This is a genomic window from [Clostridium] polysaccharolyticum, assembly GCF_900111595.1.
Classification (GTDB): domain Bacteria; phylum Bacillota; class Clostridia; order Lachnospirales; family Lachnospiraceae; genus Clostridium_AI; species Clostridium_AI polysaccharolyticum.
On sequence record NZ_FOHN01000012.1, the window covers coordinates 38,816 to 55,829 of the forward strand.

Below are 17,014 nucleotides of genomic sequence, written 5' to 3' on the forward strand. Positions count from 1 at the left end.
GTATGACTGACTATTTATTTTCTGCTTCAAATTTTTTCATGAATTCTACTAAAGCTTCCACACCAGCTTTTGGCATAGCATTATAAATACTTGCACGCATGCCGCCAACAGTCCTGTGGCCTTTTAAGTTTTCAAAACCAGCTTCTTTTGCTTCTTTTACAAATTTTGCATCTAAATCAGCATCACCAGTTACAAATGGAACATTCATTAAAGAACGGTCTTCTTTCCGAACCGTACCTTTGAATAATTCACTCTGATCTAAGAAATCATAAAGAATTTTGGCTTTTTCTTCATTGCGCTGTTTCATTGCTTCCAAACCGCCCATTTTCTTAAGCCATTTAAATACTTTTCCACAGATATAGATTCCGTATGCTGGTGGTGTATTGTATAAAGAATCCGCATCTGCATGGATTTTATACTGAAGCATGGTTGGTGTGCCTGGCAACACATCTTCTGTAATTAAGTCTTCACGGATAATTACGATAACAACACCAGCAGGTCCTATGTTCTTCTGAACTCCACCATAGATAACACCATATTTGCTTACATCCACTGGTTCCGATAAGAAACAGGAAGATACATCAGCAACTAGTGTTTTTCCTTTTGTGTTAGGTAATGTTTTGTACTTTGTTCCATAAATAGTGTTGTTTTCGCAGATGTATACGTAATCTGCATCTTCGCTGATAGGAAGATCGGAACAGTCTGGAATATAAGAGAATGTTTCATCTTCTGATGAAGCGATTTTATTAGCTTTACCATATTTACTAGCTTCTTGATATGCTTTTTTAGCCCATTGGCCTGTTACTATGTAATCTGCTACCTTATTCTTCATTAGGTTCATTGGGATCATAGCAAACTGCTGTGATGCACCACCTTGTAAAAATAATACCTTATAATTATCAGGAATATTCATTAAGTCCCTTAAATCCTGTTCTGCATCTTTAATAATTTTGTCATATGCCTTTGAACGATGGCTCATTTCCATAACAGACATACCTGTTCCCTGATAATCAAGCATTTCATCTGCTGCTTCTTTCAATACCTCTTCTGGTAATACTGCTGGACCTGCTGAAAAGTTATACACTCTAGCCACTTTATATATCCTCCTTTAATCTTCCTATATAGCATTTTTTCTATTTTATATGCTATTATAAAACTTTGTTTTTTTTTAGTCAATCTTTTTTATCTTTTATCAGTATTATACGTCATCTTCTGTCATAACCTGATTAATTGGAGCTCCTGGCGCAACCATTGGCCACACTTTATCATCACAGTCAATGACACATTCTATTACAACTGGTTCTCCAAGCTGCATTGCTTCCTTAATGACTGGTTCAACTTCTTCTTTCTTTGTAACACGGTAAGCTTTAGCTCCCATAGCCTCAGCCAGTTTTACAAAATCCACTTTATCATTTAAAATTGTATGAGAGTACCTTTGGCCATAGAACAAAGTCTGCCATTGTCTTACCATTCCTAATACATTGTTGTTGAATACGACCTGTATAATTGGAATATTATAACGAGTTGCCGTTGCAATCTCATTCATATTCATACGGAAGCAGCCATCTCCTGCAATATTAAATACTGGTACATCTGGATTTCCAACTTTTGCACCTATACAAGCACCTAAACCATATCCCATGGTTCCAAGTCCACCAGAAGTAATAAATGTTCTTGGCTTTTTATAAGAATAAAACTGTGCTGCCCACATCTGATGCTGGCCTACTTCCGTCGTGATGATAGCTTCACCTTTGGTGATTTCCAAAATCTTTTCCATAATATATGGCCCTGTTAAGCGATCCACAGGATAGCTTAAAGGCATCTCTTCTTTTCTTGCAAAAACTTTCTCAAGCCACTTGCTATGATCCTGTTTTTCCAGCTTCTTATTCAGAATATCAAGAACCAGCTTTATATCACCAATAATATAATGATCCACTACAATATTTTTATTTACCTCTGCAGGATCCACATCGATCTGAAGTATTTTTGCTTTAGATGCAAACTTACTTGCATTTCCTGTAACACGATCAGAAAAACGGGAACCTACAACAATCAGTAAATCACATTCTGATACACTTAAATTCGCTGTTTTTGTGCCGTGCATTCCCAGCATGCCAGTGTAATACGGATTATTCCCATCAAATGCACCTTTTCCCATTAAGGTATCTGTTACTGGTGCATCAACTTTCTCCACAAACTCTGCCAGTTCCTGGCTAGCGTTTGCTATAACCGCTCCACCACCTACAAAAATCATAGGTTTTTTCGCTTTTTTAATAATCTCAATTGCATCAGCAACTGCGTCCTCTGTTATAGTATCTCCAATTCTTCCGATAATGGCTGGAACTTCTTTGGTATATTCTGTTTTAGCTGCTGTTACGTCTTTGGTAATATCAATCAGAACAGGACCAGGACGACCAGACTGTGCAATTTTAAATGCTCTTCGCATGGTATCTGCAAGCTTTGTAATGTCTTTTACAATAAAGTTATGCTTTGTAAGAGGCATTGTAACACCTGCAATATCTACTTCCTGAAAAGAATCTTTTCCCAAAAGCGGATTTGCAACATTGCAAGTAATTGCTATCATTGGAACACTATCCATATTGGCAGTTGCAATTCCTGTTACGAGATTTGTTGCACCCGGGCCACTAGTTGCCATACATACTCCAGCTTTTCCTGTGGATCTTGCATATCCATCTGCCGCATGTGCAGCACCTTGCTCATGAGATGTTAAAATATGTTTAATCTCTGGATGACGGTATAATTCATCATAAATATTTAGAATCGTTCCACCTGGATACCCAAAAACAGTATCCACGCCTTGTTCTTTCAAGCATTCCACTACGATTTGTGATCCTGTTAACTGCATGTCTGTACCTCTTTCATAAGTCTTCTTTGTATCTCTATTTTACTTCTAGGACTGCACCACGGTTTCCTGATGTAACCATTTTTGCATAACGTGCAAGATAACCATTTGTTACTTTCGGTTCTCTTGGTGTCCATGCTGCTTTTCTCTTTGCTAATTCTTCTTCTGATACAAGTACATTTAATTTATTATTTGGAATATCAATGGAAATGATATCGCCTTCTTCTACTAATGCAATTGGTCCTCCTACTGCTGCCTCTGGTGAAATATGTCCAATAGAAGCCCCTCTGGAAGCACCTGAGAAACGTCCATCTGTAATTAATGCAACACAAGATCCTAATCCCATTCCTGCAATTGCTGAAGTAGGATTTAACATTTCTCTCATGCCTGGGCCGCCTTTTGGTCCCTCGTAACGAATCACAACTACATCACCTGCCACGATTTTCCCGCTTTTAATTGCTTCAATTGCATCTTCTTCACAATCAAATACACGTGCCGGTCCTTCATGTACCATCATTTCTGGAACTACTGCAGAACGTTTTACAACACCTGAGTCAGGAGCAAGATTTCCTTTTAATACAGCAATGCCACCAGTCTGGCTATATGGGTTTTCAATTGGACGAATTACTTCTGGATCTTTGTTATATACATTTTTGATATTTTCTCCAACTGTTTTTCCTGTTGCTGTAATTAAATCAAGATTTAGCAGATTCTTTTTGCTTAATTCATTCATAACAGCATAAACGCCACCTGCTTCATTAAGCTGTTCCATATATGTATAACCTGCTGGTGCCAGATGGCATAAGTTTGGAGTTTTCGCACTGATTTCATTTGCAATATCCATGTCTAACTCCACACCTGCTTCATGTGCAATTGCTGGCAAATGCAGCATTGTATTAGTAGAACATCCTAATGCCATATCTACTGTTAAAGCATTCATAAATGCTTCTTTTGTCATAATATCTCTTGGACGTATATTCTTTTCCAGTAATTCCATTACTTTCATGCCTGCATGTTTTGCAAGTTTGATACGCTCAGAATAAACTGCTGGAATCGTACCATTTCCCTGCAGGCCCATGCCAATTGCTTCTGTTAAACAGTTCATACTGTTGGCAGTATACATACCGGAACATGACCCACAAGTTGGGCATGCTTTATTTTCAAATTCTAATACATCTTCTTCTGTCATAGAACCTGCTGCGTAAGAACCAACCGCTTCAAACATGCTGGAAAGACTTCTCCTCTCTCCTTTTACATGTCCTGCAAGCATTGGACCTCCACTTACAAATACAGTAGGGATATTTAATCTTGCTGCTGCCATTAATAAACCTGGTACATTTTTGTCACAGTTCGGAATCATGACCAAAGCGTCAAACTGATGTGCCATAGCCATACATTCTGTGGAATCTGCAATAAGGTCTCTTGTAACTAAAGAATATTTCATGCCAACATGGCCCATAGCAATACCATCGCAAACTGCAATTGCAGGGAACATTCTAGGAGTTCCACCCGCCATAGCTACACCAAGTTTTACAGCCTCTACAAGTTTATCTAAATTCATATGGCCTGGTACAATTTCATTATAGGAACTAACAATACCAATTAATGGTTTATCCATTTCTTCTTTTGTTAATCCTAATGCGTTAAACAATGAACGGTGTGGTGCTTGCTGCATTCCACATTTTACTGCATCACTTCTCATAATAAACCCTCTTTTCTATTCACCTAATATAGTTTTTACCAAAATGTCGCCCATTTCTACAGTGCCAACAGATGTTTTTCCATCCTGCATAATATCACCTGTTCTATATCCTGCTTTTAATACCGTCTTAACAGCATTTTCAATATCATCTGCTTCTTTATCCAAATCAAATGAATAGCGTAGCATCATCGCTGCAGATAAGATGGTTGCCAAAGGATTGGCGATTCCCTGTCCTGCAATATCTGGAGCAGAACCATGACTTGGCTCATATAAACCAAATTTTGTATCATTTAAACTTGCAGAAGCTAACATTCCGATTGAACCAGTTACCATGCTTGCTTCATCTGACAAAATATCACCAAACATGTTCTCCGTTAAAATCACATCAAACTGGCCTGGATTCTTTACCAGCTGCATTGCACAGTTATCTACAAGCATGTGTTCGTATGTAACCTCTGGATAATCTTTTGCAACTTCTTCTACCACTTTTCTCCATAGCCTAGAAGAATCCAGTACATTTGCTTTATCCACACTGGTTACTTTTTTACTGCGTTTCATAGCAATATCGAAACCACGTTTTGCAATTCGTCTAATTTCATTTTCGTTATATGTAAGGGAATCATGTGCGGTCATAACACCATTTTCTTCTTTTGTACTTCTTTCACCAAAGTACAAGCCACCTGTTAATTCTCGCATAATCATCATATCAAAGCCATCACCAATGATTTCTTCTTTTAATGGGCAAGCCCCTTTTAATTCATCGTAAAGAACTGCTGGACGCAAGTTTGCAAATAAATTCAGGGATTTTCTTAATTTTAACAAGCCTGCCTCTGGTCTTTTATCTGGAGACAATCTATACCAAGGTGACGTGGATGTATTTCCACCAATAGAACCCATAAGTACGGCATCACTTTTTTTACATACTTCTATGGCTTCATCTGTCAGGGGAATTCCATGAACGTCAATAGAGGCTCCTCCCATTAGCACTTCCGTATAGTCAAATACATGATCATACTTTTTTGCTACGGCATCTAAAACTTTTTTTGCTTCCTTTACAATCTCTGGTCCTATTCCATCCCCTGGAATAACTGCAATGTTAAACTTCATATCTTTCATCCTTTCTAAAAAACGCCCTAAGCACATTGCTTAGGGCGAATTAACATCCGTGATACCACCTAAATTCAAGAACTTTCATTCCTGCTCTCAGAATAATATTATCTATATAATAAAGATTCAGCTTTTATGTAAGCTACCTATTACTATCCATATAACGTTGGATCTTCCGTTAAAACCTACTAAGTTGTCCTGTTCAGCTCAAAGCTCAAAGGCTACTTCCAGATTTGCCTACCCGAAGATTTGCACCTTCCATCTTCTCTCTATGCTTTCAGCAATCTGTACTCCTCCTTGTCATTGCCTGTCTTTTTATATGTAATTATAAATAAGTATATACATAAATATTTTTCATGTCAAGAATGAAATATATACAACTGTTACTTCACGACTTTTAAGCTATTTTTCTTTTCATGGCATTCACACCATTCACAGCAGTTTTTAATAAAACGATATGGAAGTCTTGTATATTTCACGAGCATTTCTTTTATATCCAGTTTGTTATTCATGCAATCAAGAAAAGCCCGTCTCTGCATGCCAAATGCATGGTTCAGCACTTCTTTTTCATATATCGCATATTCTCTGTAAAAATATTTCCGATCTAGCTTTTCAATATATTCTTCCGTAAAATCTTCATCTGAACAATTTTCTATTTCTGCAAAATACTGATGGTAAAATGTGTCTGTATTATATGAGCCTAATAAAAAAAGTGATATTAATTGAGGTACTGTTTTTAAGTGAATGCTAGGATTCGATAAAGAATACTCCTTAATAGCACTGTCAAATTCATCTAAGATTTTTCTCTGGAGATATTGTGGAATTACACTAGCTATTTCATTGATTTTTTCAACAATCTTTAATGGATCTTCTTCCCCCATAAACTGATACGATCCAAAAGCAAGAAGACTTAAAGTAAATTGTTCATAAATATTTATATCATTTTGATATTTCCGGAATCCTCTAAACCGCAAAGATAATATTTTATAATCTTCGCTTGTAAGTTCTAAATCCCCAATGGTTCGGATAGTTCCTTTTCTCTTAGTAATTGCTTCTCTTAATTCATGCTCAATTTCTCTTAAAGAAAGTGTAGAATCTAACATATCCATATGCCCTCCTTTGTTTACTAAACAAAAATCCTATTCTACCTATGTGTTTACATGTCCTTATAAAAGTATATATGAACAGAAAACTAAAAACATGAGATATAAATTATTTACATTTTCGCAATTTCGTGTTAGAATATTTTACGTTTGATGAGTAGCACAGATGGTTGCGCCTATTAGCTGTCGAAAGACCTTAGGTGAGGAAAGTCCGAGCTTCACAGGGCAGGGTGCCGGATAACGTCCGGTGGAGGCGACTCCAAGGCTAGTGCAATAGAAATAAACCGCAGAAGATTTTTTCTGTAAGGGTGGAAAGGCGAGGTAAGAGCTCACCGCCTTGCTGGTAACAGCAGGGGCATATGTAAACCCCACTCGAAGCAAGACCGAATTTAAAGCGATACGATTGCCCGTCGTGCTTTTGGGTAGGTCGCTTGAGCCTGATGGTGACATCAGGACCAGATAGATAACCATCTAATACAGAACTCGGCTTATAGTGCTGCTCAGCAGACAGCTAATGGCCTAATATACAAAACCAGAGTTTCAATTGTGAAACTCTTTTTTTGTGCCTGTTTTCCGTCCCTGATGTTTCACTCTTTTATACATTAAAAATGCTTCCGCCTATAAACTCTCGTAGTATGGAATTATGTGGTACTTCTTCACTGCTTACTCCGATTACATAATCAAAGAATTTTAAGAGCCTTTTTGCTTCTACATACTCTTTACAATCTTTTGGAATCCCAAACAAAATCGGCTCTGCATATGGTTTCAATACTGCCAGTTCATAAATCATTGCTGAGTTAAACATAACATCTGCTTCTTCCTGAAACGGGAAGATATAGTTTTCCTCGCCATTGCGTACTGATTTCCACATAGCAATCGTCTCTTTTGCTAATGTTCCTCTTGTTCTAGCATCTCGAATCATTCGCCTGAGCAGTCTTCCATCTGTTGTCTGAATCCGGTTATGTTCATCAATGTTTAACGATGTCAATGCACTGATGTAAATCTTATATTTGCTCTCTCTTGGTAGTGAATAAGATAATTTGTCGTTTAGTCCATGAATCCCTTCTATTACAAGAATATCATCTGGACCTAACTGTTTATAGTTACCTTTGTATTCTCGTTTACCAGTTTTAAAGTTAAATGAAGGCAGCTCTACTCTTTCGCCATTTAACAGTGCAGTCATGTCTTTATTAAACTGCTCTACATCAATGGCTTCCAAGCACTCAAAATTAAAGTTGCCTTCTTCATCTACAGGTGTCTTTTCCCGATCCACAAAATAATCATCTACCGCAATTGGATGGGGTTTCAAACCAAATGTCCTAAGCTGAATGCTTAGACGGTGTGAAAATGTCGTTTTTCCCGAGGATGAAGGCCCCGCTATCATTACAAACTTTTTATCTTTTGATTTTGCAATACTGGCTGCAATATCTGCTATTTTCTTCTCCTGCATAGATTCCTGTACCAGAATCAAGTCACTCATCTGTCCCGCAGCTATCACATCGTTTAAAGCTCCTATTGTATCCACATCCATACTTTTTCCCCATTCATTCGACTCCTTAACAGTCTGAAAGAATTTCGGACGGTCTTTAAATTCCGGCAATGTTTCAGGATTATTTCTGTGTGGGAGTAACATAATAAAGCCTTCATCATACAAAAACAACCGAAAATACTTCAAGCATCCCGTACTGTATGGCATGTAACCATAAAAATAATCTTCAAAGCCATCTAAATTATAAACATTGGCTCTGGAAACCCTTCTATATCGGAACAGTTTCTGTTTGTCGTACATCTTATATTGTTCAAACAAACGGATCGCTTCATCTGTATCAATTGATTTTTTGTCAAAAAGCAGATCTTTCTCAACATATTCCTTCATTTTCTTCTCTATTCTCTGAAGCACTTCTTCCGTAAGTGCCAAAGAACCTTCAAAATCACAGTATACGCCTGAATCAATGGTATACTCTACGGAAACTTTTTTCACATTTTCCTTGCCCATTTCCTGATAAATGGCTTTTAACAGGACAAGGGTAAGACCTCTTGTATAAGTTTTATATCCAGCATCTTCTCCTATGGTCACAAAACGAACAACTGCATCGTTATGTAGCGTTTTTCTCAGTTCACTAAGCTTGTGGTTTACAAAAGCAAGCATAATCTGGTCATGGCATTCTTCTTGATAAACTCTGCTGATTTCCCAAAGAGAAATCCCCTCTGGATATTCTTTGGAAACTCCATCTATGGTAACATTTATAGTTTTTGACATATAACTCTACTCCTTATTTGAAATAATTCAGCCCCTCCTCAATTAATCTCTGCTGTTCTCTTAATTCACTAATCCGCTGCTCATTTTTTTCTCTGTACAGTTCAAGATTCTCTAAAATGGACTGGATTTTTTCAGATTCTTTCTGTAAAAACTGATACAGAATATCATTTTTCTCATTTAAAAGATATCTTCCAAACGCATACTCAACTTCCTTGTATGGCTGTTTTTCCTCTCCTCGCTCTGCCACAGCAATCGTATAATATTTTCCATCCTCTATAAGCATGACTTCTTTCTTTATCTTCATGCCAATAGAATGAAGATATTTTCTTAATTCAGCCTTTTCTGTCTGTGGCTGAAGAATCAGTGTTTCTACGGATTCTAACGGTTCCTTGCCTTCTGATAATATTTTCTTTATCAGGGCACCACCCATGCCTGAGATAACAACAGTATTAATTTCCCCTTTCTCAACGGCTTTTAATCCATCAGATAATCTGGTTTCTATCATCTTTTCCAAACCACTCGCCCTAATATTTTCTTTCGCCTTATCCAAAGGACCTGTTCGAACATCCATTGCGATAATATGTGTGGGCTTTTTATGTTCTGCCAAATAAATAGATGTATATGCGTGGTCGCAGCCTACATCGGCAATGGCTTTATTTTCTGGTACTTCGCTGGCTATGGCAAACAGCCTATCTGAAAGTTGCATAAAAATCTCCTGACTAGTCTAAATAATCTCTTAATTTCCGGCTACGGCTTGGATGTCTTAATTTTCTCAATGCTTTTGCCTCAATTTGACGGATTCGTTCTCTGGTAACATTAAATTCCTTTCCTACTTCTTCTAATGTACGTGCTCTTCCATCATCTAATCCAAAACGGAGCCTTAATACTTTCTGCTCACGTTCTGTAAGTGTTCCTAACACATCTACTAACTGTTCCTTTAATAGTGTAAATGCCGCTGCCTCTGCTGGTATTGGTACATTGTCATCCTGTATAAAATCTCCTAAGTGACTGTCTTCTTCTTCCCCAATCGGTGTTTCTAAAGAAACAGGTTCTTGGGAAATTTTCTGGATTTCACGCACTCTATCTACTGGAAGATTCATTTTTTCAGAAACTTCTTCAGGAGTTGGTTCCCTTCCTAACTCCTGAAGCAGCTGTCTTTGCACACGGATTAATTTATTAATGGTTTCCACCATATGCACTGGTATCCGGATGGTTCTTGCCTGATCGGCAATGGCTCTTGTAATGGCCTGCCGAATCCACCATGTTGCATAAGTACTAAACTTATATCCTTTACGGTAATCAAACTTTTCTACTGCTTTAATCAATCCAAGATTCCCTTCCTGAATCAAATCCAAAAACAGCATGCCCCGGCCTACATATCTCTTGGCAATACTTACAACAAGACGAAGATTGGCTTCTGCCAATCGCTTTTTAGCCTCCTCATCTCCCTTTTCCATTCTTTGGGCTAAATTAATTTCTTCATCAGCACTAAGCAATGGAACCTTACCTATTTCTTTTAAATACATACGGACTGGATCTTCAATACTGACTCCTTCTGGAACTGATAAATCAATATTTTCTAAGTCTTCTTCTTCCACGTCATCTAAGTCATCTAAATCCGGAATCATGTCTTCACCGTCATCCGTAATTCGCAATATATCTACACCATTATTCTCTAAATAAGAATAGATCTGCTCAATCATATCTGGACTTAATGCCATACTGGAAAAGTAATCATTTATTTCTTGAAATTCCAGAATATTTTTTTTGCTTTTTGCAATATCCAAAAGTTCTTTTAACTTTTCAGAAAACTTCGCCATACTATCGTCCATATTATTCATCCTCTTTCTTCCTCCACGTAGGTCTTATTCACTATACTAACCATCCTGCAAAGAAATATGCAATTTTTGTAAATTTGTCTGCTCCTTTATGATTTTCTGAAGTTCTTCTATGCTCGTTACCCTGCTGCTCTCATAATCCAAGCTAAACTTCTTTACTTTATGGATTGTATCATTGAATGCTTTTTCTTTTTCTGCATGATTAATTTCTCCCACTAGACCTGTATTAAAAAGTGCTGCAATTTCATTTTGCTCTTCTTTGCTTGAGAACTGATTCAAAATTGCAGCTGGTACCACTATACCATTTTCCCTAAACTGTTCGAATACTAACTGTGCTGTCTTATGATACATTTCATCTTTAAAATCGTCTGCTGTAATAATATCTTTGATTTTGTCGTAGATTTCCGGTTCTTCAATCAACCAAGTCAAAAGTATTTTCTGTGACTGTTTAATTCCATCCGCTTCCTTATGTGGCTTGGAACTCTCTCTATCTGCTTTTACTGCTGTATTGTACTGATTCACATTGGATAAACTCGCCCCATAGCGGTTTACCATAGTTTTTAAATCTTCGTATGGGATATGATATTTGCGTGCCGTAGCCTCGATGTAATTGCTTCGTTCGATTTCATCCTCAAATGTGCAAAGTTTCTTTGCTGTTTCCTGAAAAAACTTTGTTTTCTGCTCGGGATCTTCAAAATTGAACTGACGCTCTAAAACATCTACCTCAAAAAGGAAACTGTTCATTGCCTGATCCATTCGTTTCTGGTATTCTTCTTTCCCAAGTGCCTTTATAAACTCATCAGGATCTTTGTGTGGCCGCATATTAACTACCTTAACGGACAAGCCTGCTTCTTTTAGAATAGGTATGGCACGAAGTGCCGCATTGGTTCCAGCCTGATCACTGTCATAGGTAATAAAAACCTCATCTGCATACCGCTTGATCAAACTCGCCTGCTGGGATGTAAATGCTGTCCCTAAGGATGCTACTGCATTTTGAAATCCCGCCTGATAAAGTGCAATGACATCCATGTAGCCTTCACACAGCAGAAATTTTCTTGTTCGTGCCTGTCTTGCAAAATTCAGCCCGAACAGATTGCGGCTTTTATCAAATATGATTGTTTCTGGAGAATTCAGATATTTCGGCAGCCCATCACCCATTACTCTTCCACCAAAAGCAATTACTTTATTATGGACATCCAGAATTGGAAACATTACCCGGTTCCAGAACTTGTCATGAACGCCTCTCTTTTCGTCATAAGTTAAAAGCCCTGACTTATTCAGCAATTCATCCTCATATCCTTTGCTCTTTAAATACCGGTACAAATCATCACTATATATATTGGAATACCCAAGGCCGAACTGCTTCATAGTCTCGTCAGTCAGTTCTCGGTTTTTAAGATACTCGTATGCCTTTCTTCCCTGTTCTGTCTTCATCTGGTAATAATAATAATTGGCTGCTGCTTTATAAACTTCATATAGCCTGGACTTTAAATCATTTTCCCGCTTTATTTCCCCTGAATAATCTTCATCAGGCAAATCTATCCCTGATCTTTGTGCAAGATATTTAACCGATTCAGCAAACGAAAAATTCTCATATTCCATAATAAAGGTAAATACATTGCCTCCGGCACCACAGCCAAAGCAGTAATACATCTGTTTATTCCTGCTAACAGAGAAAGAAGGCGTCTTCTCGTTATGAAATGGGCACAATCCTACGTAGTTACTTCCACTTTTCTTTAATTTTACATAATTGGAAATAACATCAACAATATCATTTCGTTCTCTTACTTCTTCAATGACTTCATCTGGATAAAACATTGTGCCTCCTTCTTTACTATATCCTTGCTAATAAATTAAAATCTCCCTTAATTTATTACATTCGACACCTGTGTCTATTTTCCTTTTTTCTTTTAAAAGAAATTCATATTTTTTCAAAAAATATTCCATACACTTGGAATCATAATATCTTTATATTTACTGATGGAATACCTGTCAGTCATCCCACCGATGTAATCGCAGACTGCCCGTTCCTTTGACCATTTTCCTTCTGCAATAAACATCTGGTATTCAGCCGGCATCTGCTGTGGATATTTACAATAGTATTCGTAAAGCTGTTCCAAAAGATGCTCTGCCTTTTTTTCCTGGCCCTTTGCCTTCGGATTGGTATACACATGTGTGAACATAAATTTTCTCAGTTCCATTATAGCATTGCTCACGATGTCTGACATAACGATATCATCTTTTCCTTCGCTATTGCGTACTACGTCATGAATTAAAACGTCTAGTCTTTTTCTTGTAGAATCACCTAAAATTTCTATAAGATCTTTAGGCAATTCTTCTTCAGATATAATTTTCCCACGAATGGAATCATCAATATCACTGTTTACATATGCTATTTTGTCTGATATTCTTACAATTTTGCCTTCTAACGTAGATGGCGTCCCTTTTGTCTGATGGTTCAGGATGCCATCACGTACCTCTCTGGTCAAGTTTAGTCCTTCTCCATTTTTCTCAATAACCTCTACAACCCGAAGGCTTTGTCTGGCATGATCAAATCCTTCGGGACAAATTCCATTTAATGCACGTTCGCCTGCATGGCCAAAAGGGGTATGCCCTAAGTCATGGCCAAGTGCAATTGCTTCTGCCAAGTCTTCATTTAATCGGAGTGCACGCGCAATTGTCCTAGCTGTCTGTGCGACTTCAAGTGTGTGGGTAAGTCTGGTTCGATAATGATCTCCTTCAGGTGCAAGATAAACTTGTGTCTTATGTTTTAATCTTCGGAATGCCTTGCAGTGTAAAATCCTGTCACGGTCTCTTTGGTAACTTGGTCTAATATCGCAAGGTTCTTCATAGACATCTCTTCCCAAAGACTCATCACTAAAGGATGCATAAGGGCTAAGGCTCTCATGTTCCCAGCGTTCTTGACGCTGCCTAAGATTCAAAATCAAATGATTCTCCATATTCTCTCCACCTTTCTCCTGGATTTCTAGCCAAACGTATCCCTTGTCCTGCTACAATCTAACTGCAATCTGATAAAATAAGGTTGTAACAGTCCAAGCAACGATTAATTGAAATGCAATCACAAATGCAGTCCATTTGCGAGACTGAAGTTCCCTTCTTATAGTTGCCAAACTTGCTATACAAGGTGTATACAATAGGCAAAACAGCATCATAGCATATGCATTTACCTGGGTGAATCCCTGTGCTGCAAGAGAAGCCTGAAGCTTGGCAATGCCTTGTGGCGAGTTAATATTAGCAACATGAAACAGCACACAGAAACTCGAAACTACAACTTCTTTTGCACTTAATCCAGATAACAAAGACAATCCCACCTGCCACATGCCAAGTCCCGCTGGCTTAAGAACAGGAACAAGAATTACTCCGAGGGCTGCACCAAAACTTGTAGAAATATCCGTAGTTAATCCATCCTGATTAAAGTTAAGGAAAATCCAGACAATAATGGATGCTACGAAAATTGTAGTCCCTGCCTTTGTTAAATAATCCTTCACCTTATCCCACACATAAATGATAATACTTCTTCCATTTGGTGTCTTGAAATCAGGCAGTTCAATCAGAAGCGGATTTATGCTTTTCTGTTTTCCAAATACCTTTATCATTAAGGCAATGCCAATAGCTACTAAGAGGCCAATTACGTACATAGAATATGCGGCTAGCATAGCATACTTTCCAAAAAACATTTGTGAAAACAAAACGTAAATCGGAAGCCTTGCACTACAGGACATAAATGGTGTTACCAGTATTGTCCTGAAACGGTCTCTTTTATCTTCCAATGCCCGGGATGCCATAATTGCCGGCACAGTACATCCAAAACCTAATAGCATAGGAATAAAAGCTCTTCCTGAAAGTCCCAGCTTTCCCATAATTCCATCCATAACATAAGCTACCCGTGCCATGTATCCGCTATCTTCCAGGAATGCTAATGCTAAAAACAAAATAAAAATGTTTGGAAGAAAGGTTAAAATTCCCCCAACTCCAGCTATAATTCCATCCACTACTAAAGATATCACAACATCCGATGCATGTATGGCTAAAAGCCCATCTGTTACTCCACTTGACAGCGTATCTATGGCCCATTCAAATCCACCTTTTAGATAATCGCCTACTGCAAAGGTAACAAAAAATACTGCAGCCATTATAGCTAAAAAAATCGGAATACCCAAATACTGATTAGTCAGTAACCTGTCTGCTTTATCTGTTGCAGCAACTTTCTCTGCCTTATTTACTACAACTTCTTCTATAATTTCTTCAATAAAATCATATTTCTGATTGGTAATTTCCGTCTCATAACTTTTATCAATAATTCCCTGTGTGTCTAACGGATACCGTTTCATCACTTCCGTATCCTGCTCCAGAAGTTTTATTGCCACCCATCGCTTATTTGGAATTTCCTTATATTTCTGGCTTAAAAGAATTGTAAGACTATCAATCTTAGATTCAATTACATCATCATAAACAATTGCATGCTGCTCATGACGAATATCAGAACGATATGTTCCACTTTTACTCATATGCTTATGATGATGCTCCAAAGCACATTGTTTTGTTTTTGATTTATGATGTGCCACCGTATGCATCAGAATATCCAAGCCAGTCCTTTTCCTTGCTGATACAGGTATTACTGGAATTCCTAACATTTCTGGAAGCCTGTGAAGATCAATTTCCATCCCTCTCTCTGCTACAATATCCATCATATTTAAAGCAAGCACTACTGGTTTACCAATCTCAATTAACTGTAATGTCAGGTACAGATTTCTCTCTAGTGCTGATGCATCTGCAACATCCACAATCACATCTACATCATTCCCAATTATATATTCTCGTGAAAGTTTTTCTTCCATAGTATAGGAAGTCAAACTATATATACCAGGCAAATCAACTAATTTAAATCTATGGTCATGATACTTCATGGCACCTTCTTTTTTCTCTACCGTAACACCAGGCCAATTGGCAACTTTCAGTTTTGCTCCTGTATAGGCATTAAACAAAGTTGTCTTTCCACAGTTAGGGTTTCCTATAAAACCTACATTTAACTCTTCACCCATTATTCTGACTCCTTTACTTCTAGTGCCTGTGCAATTTCTTTCCCAATTGCGAGTCTGGAACCTCTCACAAAGAAAATAACACTGCCACTTTTTTTTCGATTTAAAACCGTAATCTTTGTCCCTTTCGTTACCCCAAGTGCTTGCAAGCGACGATTGGTTTCTAGTCCAAGTGACATTTTTTGCACGATATAACTGGTATCTTTTCTGCATTCTGCTAATTGCACGTTTCTTTCCTTCTTTCTTGCTTACTATTCTAAATAATAATGATACTACTTCTCATTATTATTCATATTCATTATATCTTATTTATCAGAAAAAGAAAAGAAATCTAAAAATTCACGAAGCTTTCCAACTGGAATTTGTCCAGGTGCTGATGCTTCTCCTACTGTTCCAAATGTCATCGCCGAACCAAACACTTCCCCTGTCATCCGGCTTACTGCTCCAAGTTTTGCCATAGACATAGTAACCACAGGCTTATTAAACCGACTAGCTGCTTTACTTGTTGCACGAAGCAGTGTTGCCACATCCTCAGCAGACTGAGGCATAACCGCAATTTTCAAAATATCTGCACCTGCCTGTTCCATTTTTCCTAAACGGCTGATTATCTCTTCTTCAGAAGGTGTTTTAAAAAAATCATGATTAGATGCTATGATTTTACATCCAGCATTATGTATCATTTCTATATAATATCCTAACTTCTCTTTAGATGAAAATATCTCTAAATCCACCAAATCTACAAATCCAGTTTCTGCTGCCATTCTATTAAGTTCCAAATACGTTTCTATCTCAAGCTCCTGCTCTCCACCTTCTTTTTTGGTACGAAACGTAAATAACAGAATTTTTTCACCAAGGATATTTCTTAATGATTTTAATACGGATAATATTGTTTTTTCGGAATCTAAAAACTGTACATAATCTACTCTCCACTCCACTACTTCCACCTTTAATGGAGCAATTTTTTTTGCCTGTTCAAATATTTCCTCTTGAGTTCTTCCTGTAATCGGAACACATATTTTAGGAGTTCCCGCACCAAATTCTATCTCTCTAATCTTTATCATATAATCCCTCCGTACTATCT

Annotated in this window: 13 protein-coding genes, 1 other RNA gene and 1 other annotated feature; of the genes, 1 reads left to right on the forward strand and 13 read right to left on the reverse strand. The window is 37.6% G+C overall.

The features are described from left to right. Positions 1-10: 10 nt before the first annotated feature. The 5 genes from serC to BMY85_RS08970 form a co-directional block, all read right to left on the reverse strand. Positions 11-1,093, reverse strand: coding sequence for a 3-phosphoserine/phosphohydroxythreonine transaminase (serC, locus tag BMY85_RS08950; RefSeq protein ID WP_092477932.1), 1,083 nt, complete (start codon positions 1,091-1,093; stop codon positions 11-13). A gap of 105 nt (positions 1,094-1,198) precedes the next feature. After that, positions 1,199-2,866 (reverse strand): biosynthetic-type acetolactate synthase large subunit, encoded by a 1,668-nt coding sequence (gene ilvB, locus BMY85_RS08955; protein WP_092477933.1) that lies wholly within the window; start codon positions 2,864-2,866, stop codon positions 1,199-1,201. Between the two features lie 34 nt (positions 2,867-2,900). Continuing rightward, positions 2,901-4,565 carry a dihydroxy-acid dehydratase gene (ilvD, locus tag BMY85_RS08960; RefSeq protein ID WP_092477934.1) on the reverse strand — a complete coding sequence of 555 codons (1,665 nt, stop codon included), beginning with the start codon at positions 4,563-4,565 and terminating at the stop codon, positions 2,901-2,903. Between the two features lie 15 nt (positions 4,566-4,580). After that, positions 4,581-5,672, reverse strand: a complete 1,092-nt coding sequence (gene leuB / locus BMY85_RS08965; protein WP_092477985.1) for a 3-isopropylmalate dehydrogenase — start codon at positions 5,670-5,672, stop codon at positions 4,581-4,583. Between the two features lie 37 nt (positions 5,673-5,709). Continuing rightward, positions 5,710-5,985, reverse strand: a binding site (T-box leader). 70 nt (positions 5,986-6,055) lie between these two features. Next, the gene (locus BMY85_RS08970; protein WP_092477935.1) at positions 6,056-6,781 is read right to left on the reverse strand and encodes a hypothetical protein; all 726 of its coding nucleotides are present in this window, start codon (positions 6,779-6,781) and stop codon (positions 6,056-6,058) included. A gap of 148 nt (positions 6,782-6,929) precedes the next feature. On the opposite strand from BMY85_RS08970, the gene rnpB reads away from it, so the two are divergent. Continuing rightward, positions 6,930-7,282, forward strand: an RNA gene (gene rnpB / locus BMY85_RS08975) — RNase P RNA component class A. Positions 7,283-7,370: 88 nt separating this feature from the next. On the opposite strand, the gene BMY85_RS08980 is transcribed toward rnpB, so the two are convergent. From BMY85_RS08980 to aroD, 8 genes are all read right to left on the reverse strand, one after another. Continuing rightward, positions 7,371-9,035 (reverse strand): nucleoside kinase, encoded by a 1,665-nt coding sequence (locus tag BMY85_RS08980; protein WP_092477936.1) that lies wholly within the window; start codon positions 9,033-9,035, stop codon positions 7,371-7,373. A 13-nt stretch (positions 9,036-9,048) separates the two neighbouring features. Beyond that, the gene (locus BMY85_RS08985) at positions 9,049-9,741 is read right to left on the reverse strand and encodes a tRNA (adenine(22)-N(1))-methyltransferase (protein WP_092477937.1); all 693 of its coding nucleotides are present in this window, start codon (positions 9,739-9,741) and stop codon (positions 9,049-9,051) included. A 13-nt stretch (positions 9,742-9,754) separates the two neighbouring features. Continuing rightward, on the reverse strand, positions 9,755-10,867 hold the full coding sequence (gene rpoD, locus BMY85_RS08990) for an RNA polymerase sigma factor RpoD (RefSeq protein ID WP_092477986.1): 1,113 nt from the start codon (positions 10,865-10,867) through the stop codon (positions 9,755-9,757). Between the two features lie 45 nt (positions 10,868-10,912). Beyond that, the gene (gene dnaG / locus BMY85_RS08995; RefSeq protein WP_092477938.1) at positions 10,913-12,691 is read right to left on the reverse strand and encodes a DNA primase; all 1,779 of its coding nucleotides are present in this window, start codon (positions 12,689-12,691) and stop codon (positions 10,913-10,915) included. A 113-nt stretch (positions 12,692-12,804) separates the two neighbouring features. Further along, entirely contained in the window at positions 12,805-13,833 is a 1,029-nt protein-coding gene (locus BMY85_RS09000; RefSeq protein ID WP_330387254.1) for a deoxyguanosinetriphosphate triphosphohydrolase, read from the reverse strand. A gap of 51 nt (positions 13,834-13,884) precedes the next feature. Further along, the gene (gene feoB / locus BMY85_RS09005) at positions 13,885-15,936 is read right to left on the reverse strand and encodes a ferrous iron transport protein B (protein WP_092477939.1); all 2,052 of its coding nucleotides are present in this window, start codon (positions 15,934-15,936) and stop codon (positions 13,885-13,887) included. Next, a complete protein-coding gene (locus BMY85_RS09010) occupies positions 15,936-16,160 on the reverse strand; it encodes a FeoA family protein (RefSeq protein WP_092477940.1) in 225 nt (74 codons plus the stop codon). The genes feoB and BMY85_RS09010 overlap by 1 nt, the downstream gene beginning before the upstream one ends. A 78-nt stretch (positions 16,161-16,238) precedes the next feature. Then, positions 16,239-16,994, reverse strand: a complete 756-nt coding sequence (aroD, locus tag BMY85_RS09015; RefSeq protein WP_092477941.1) for a type I 3-dehydroquinate dehydratase — start codon at positions 16,992-16,994, stop codon at positions 16,239-16,241. Positions 16,995-17,014: the final 20 nt, after the last annotated feature.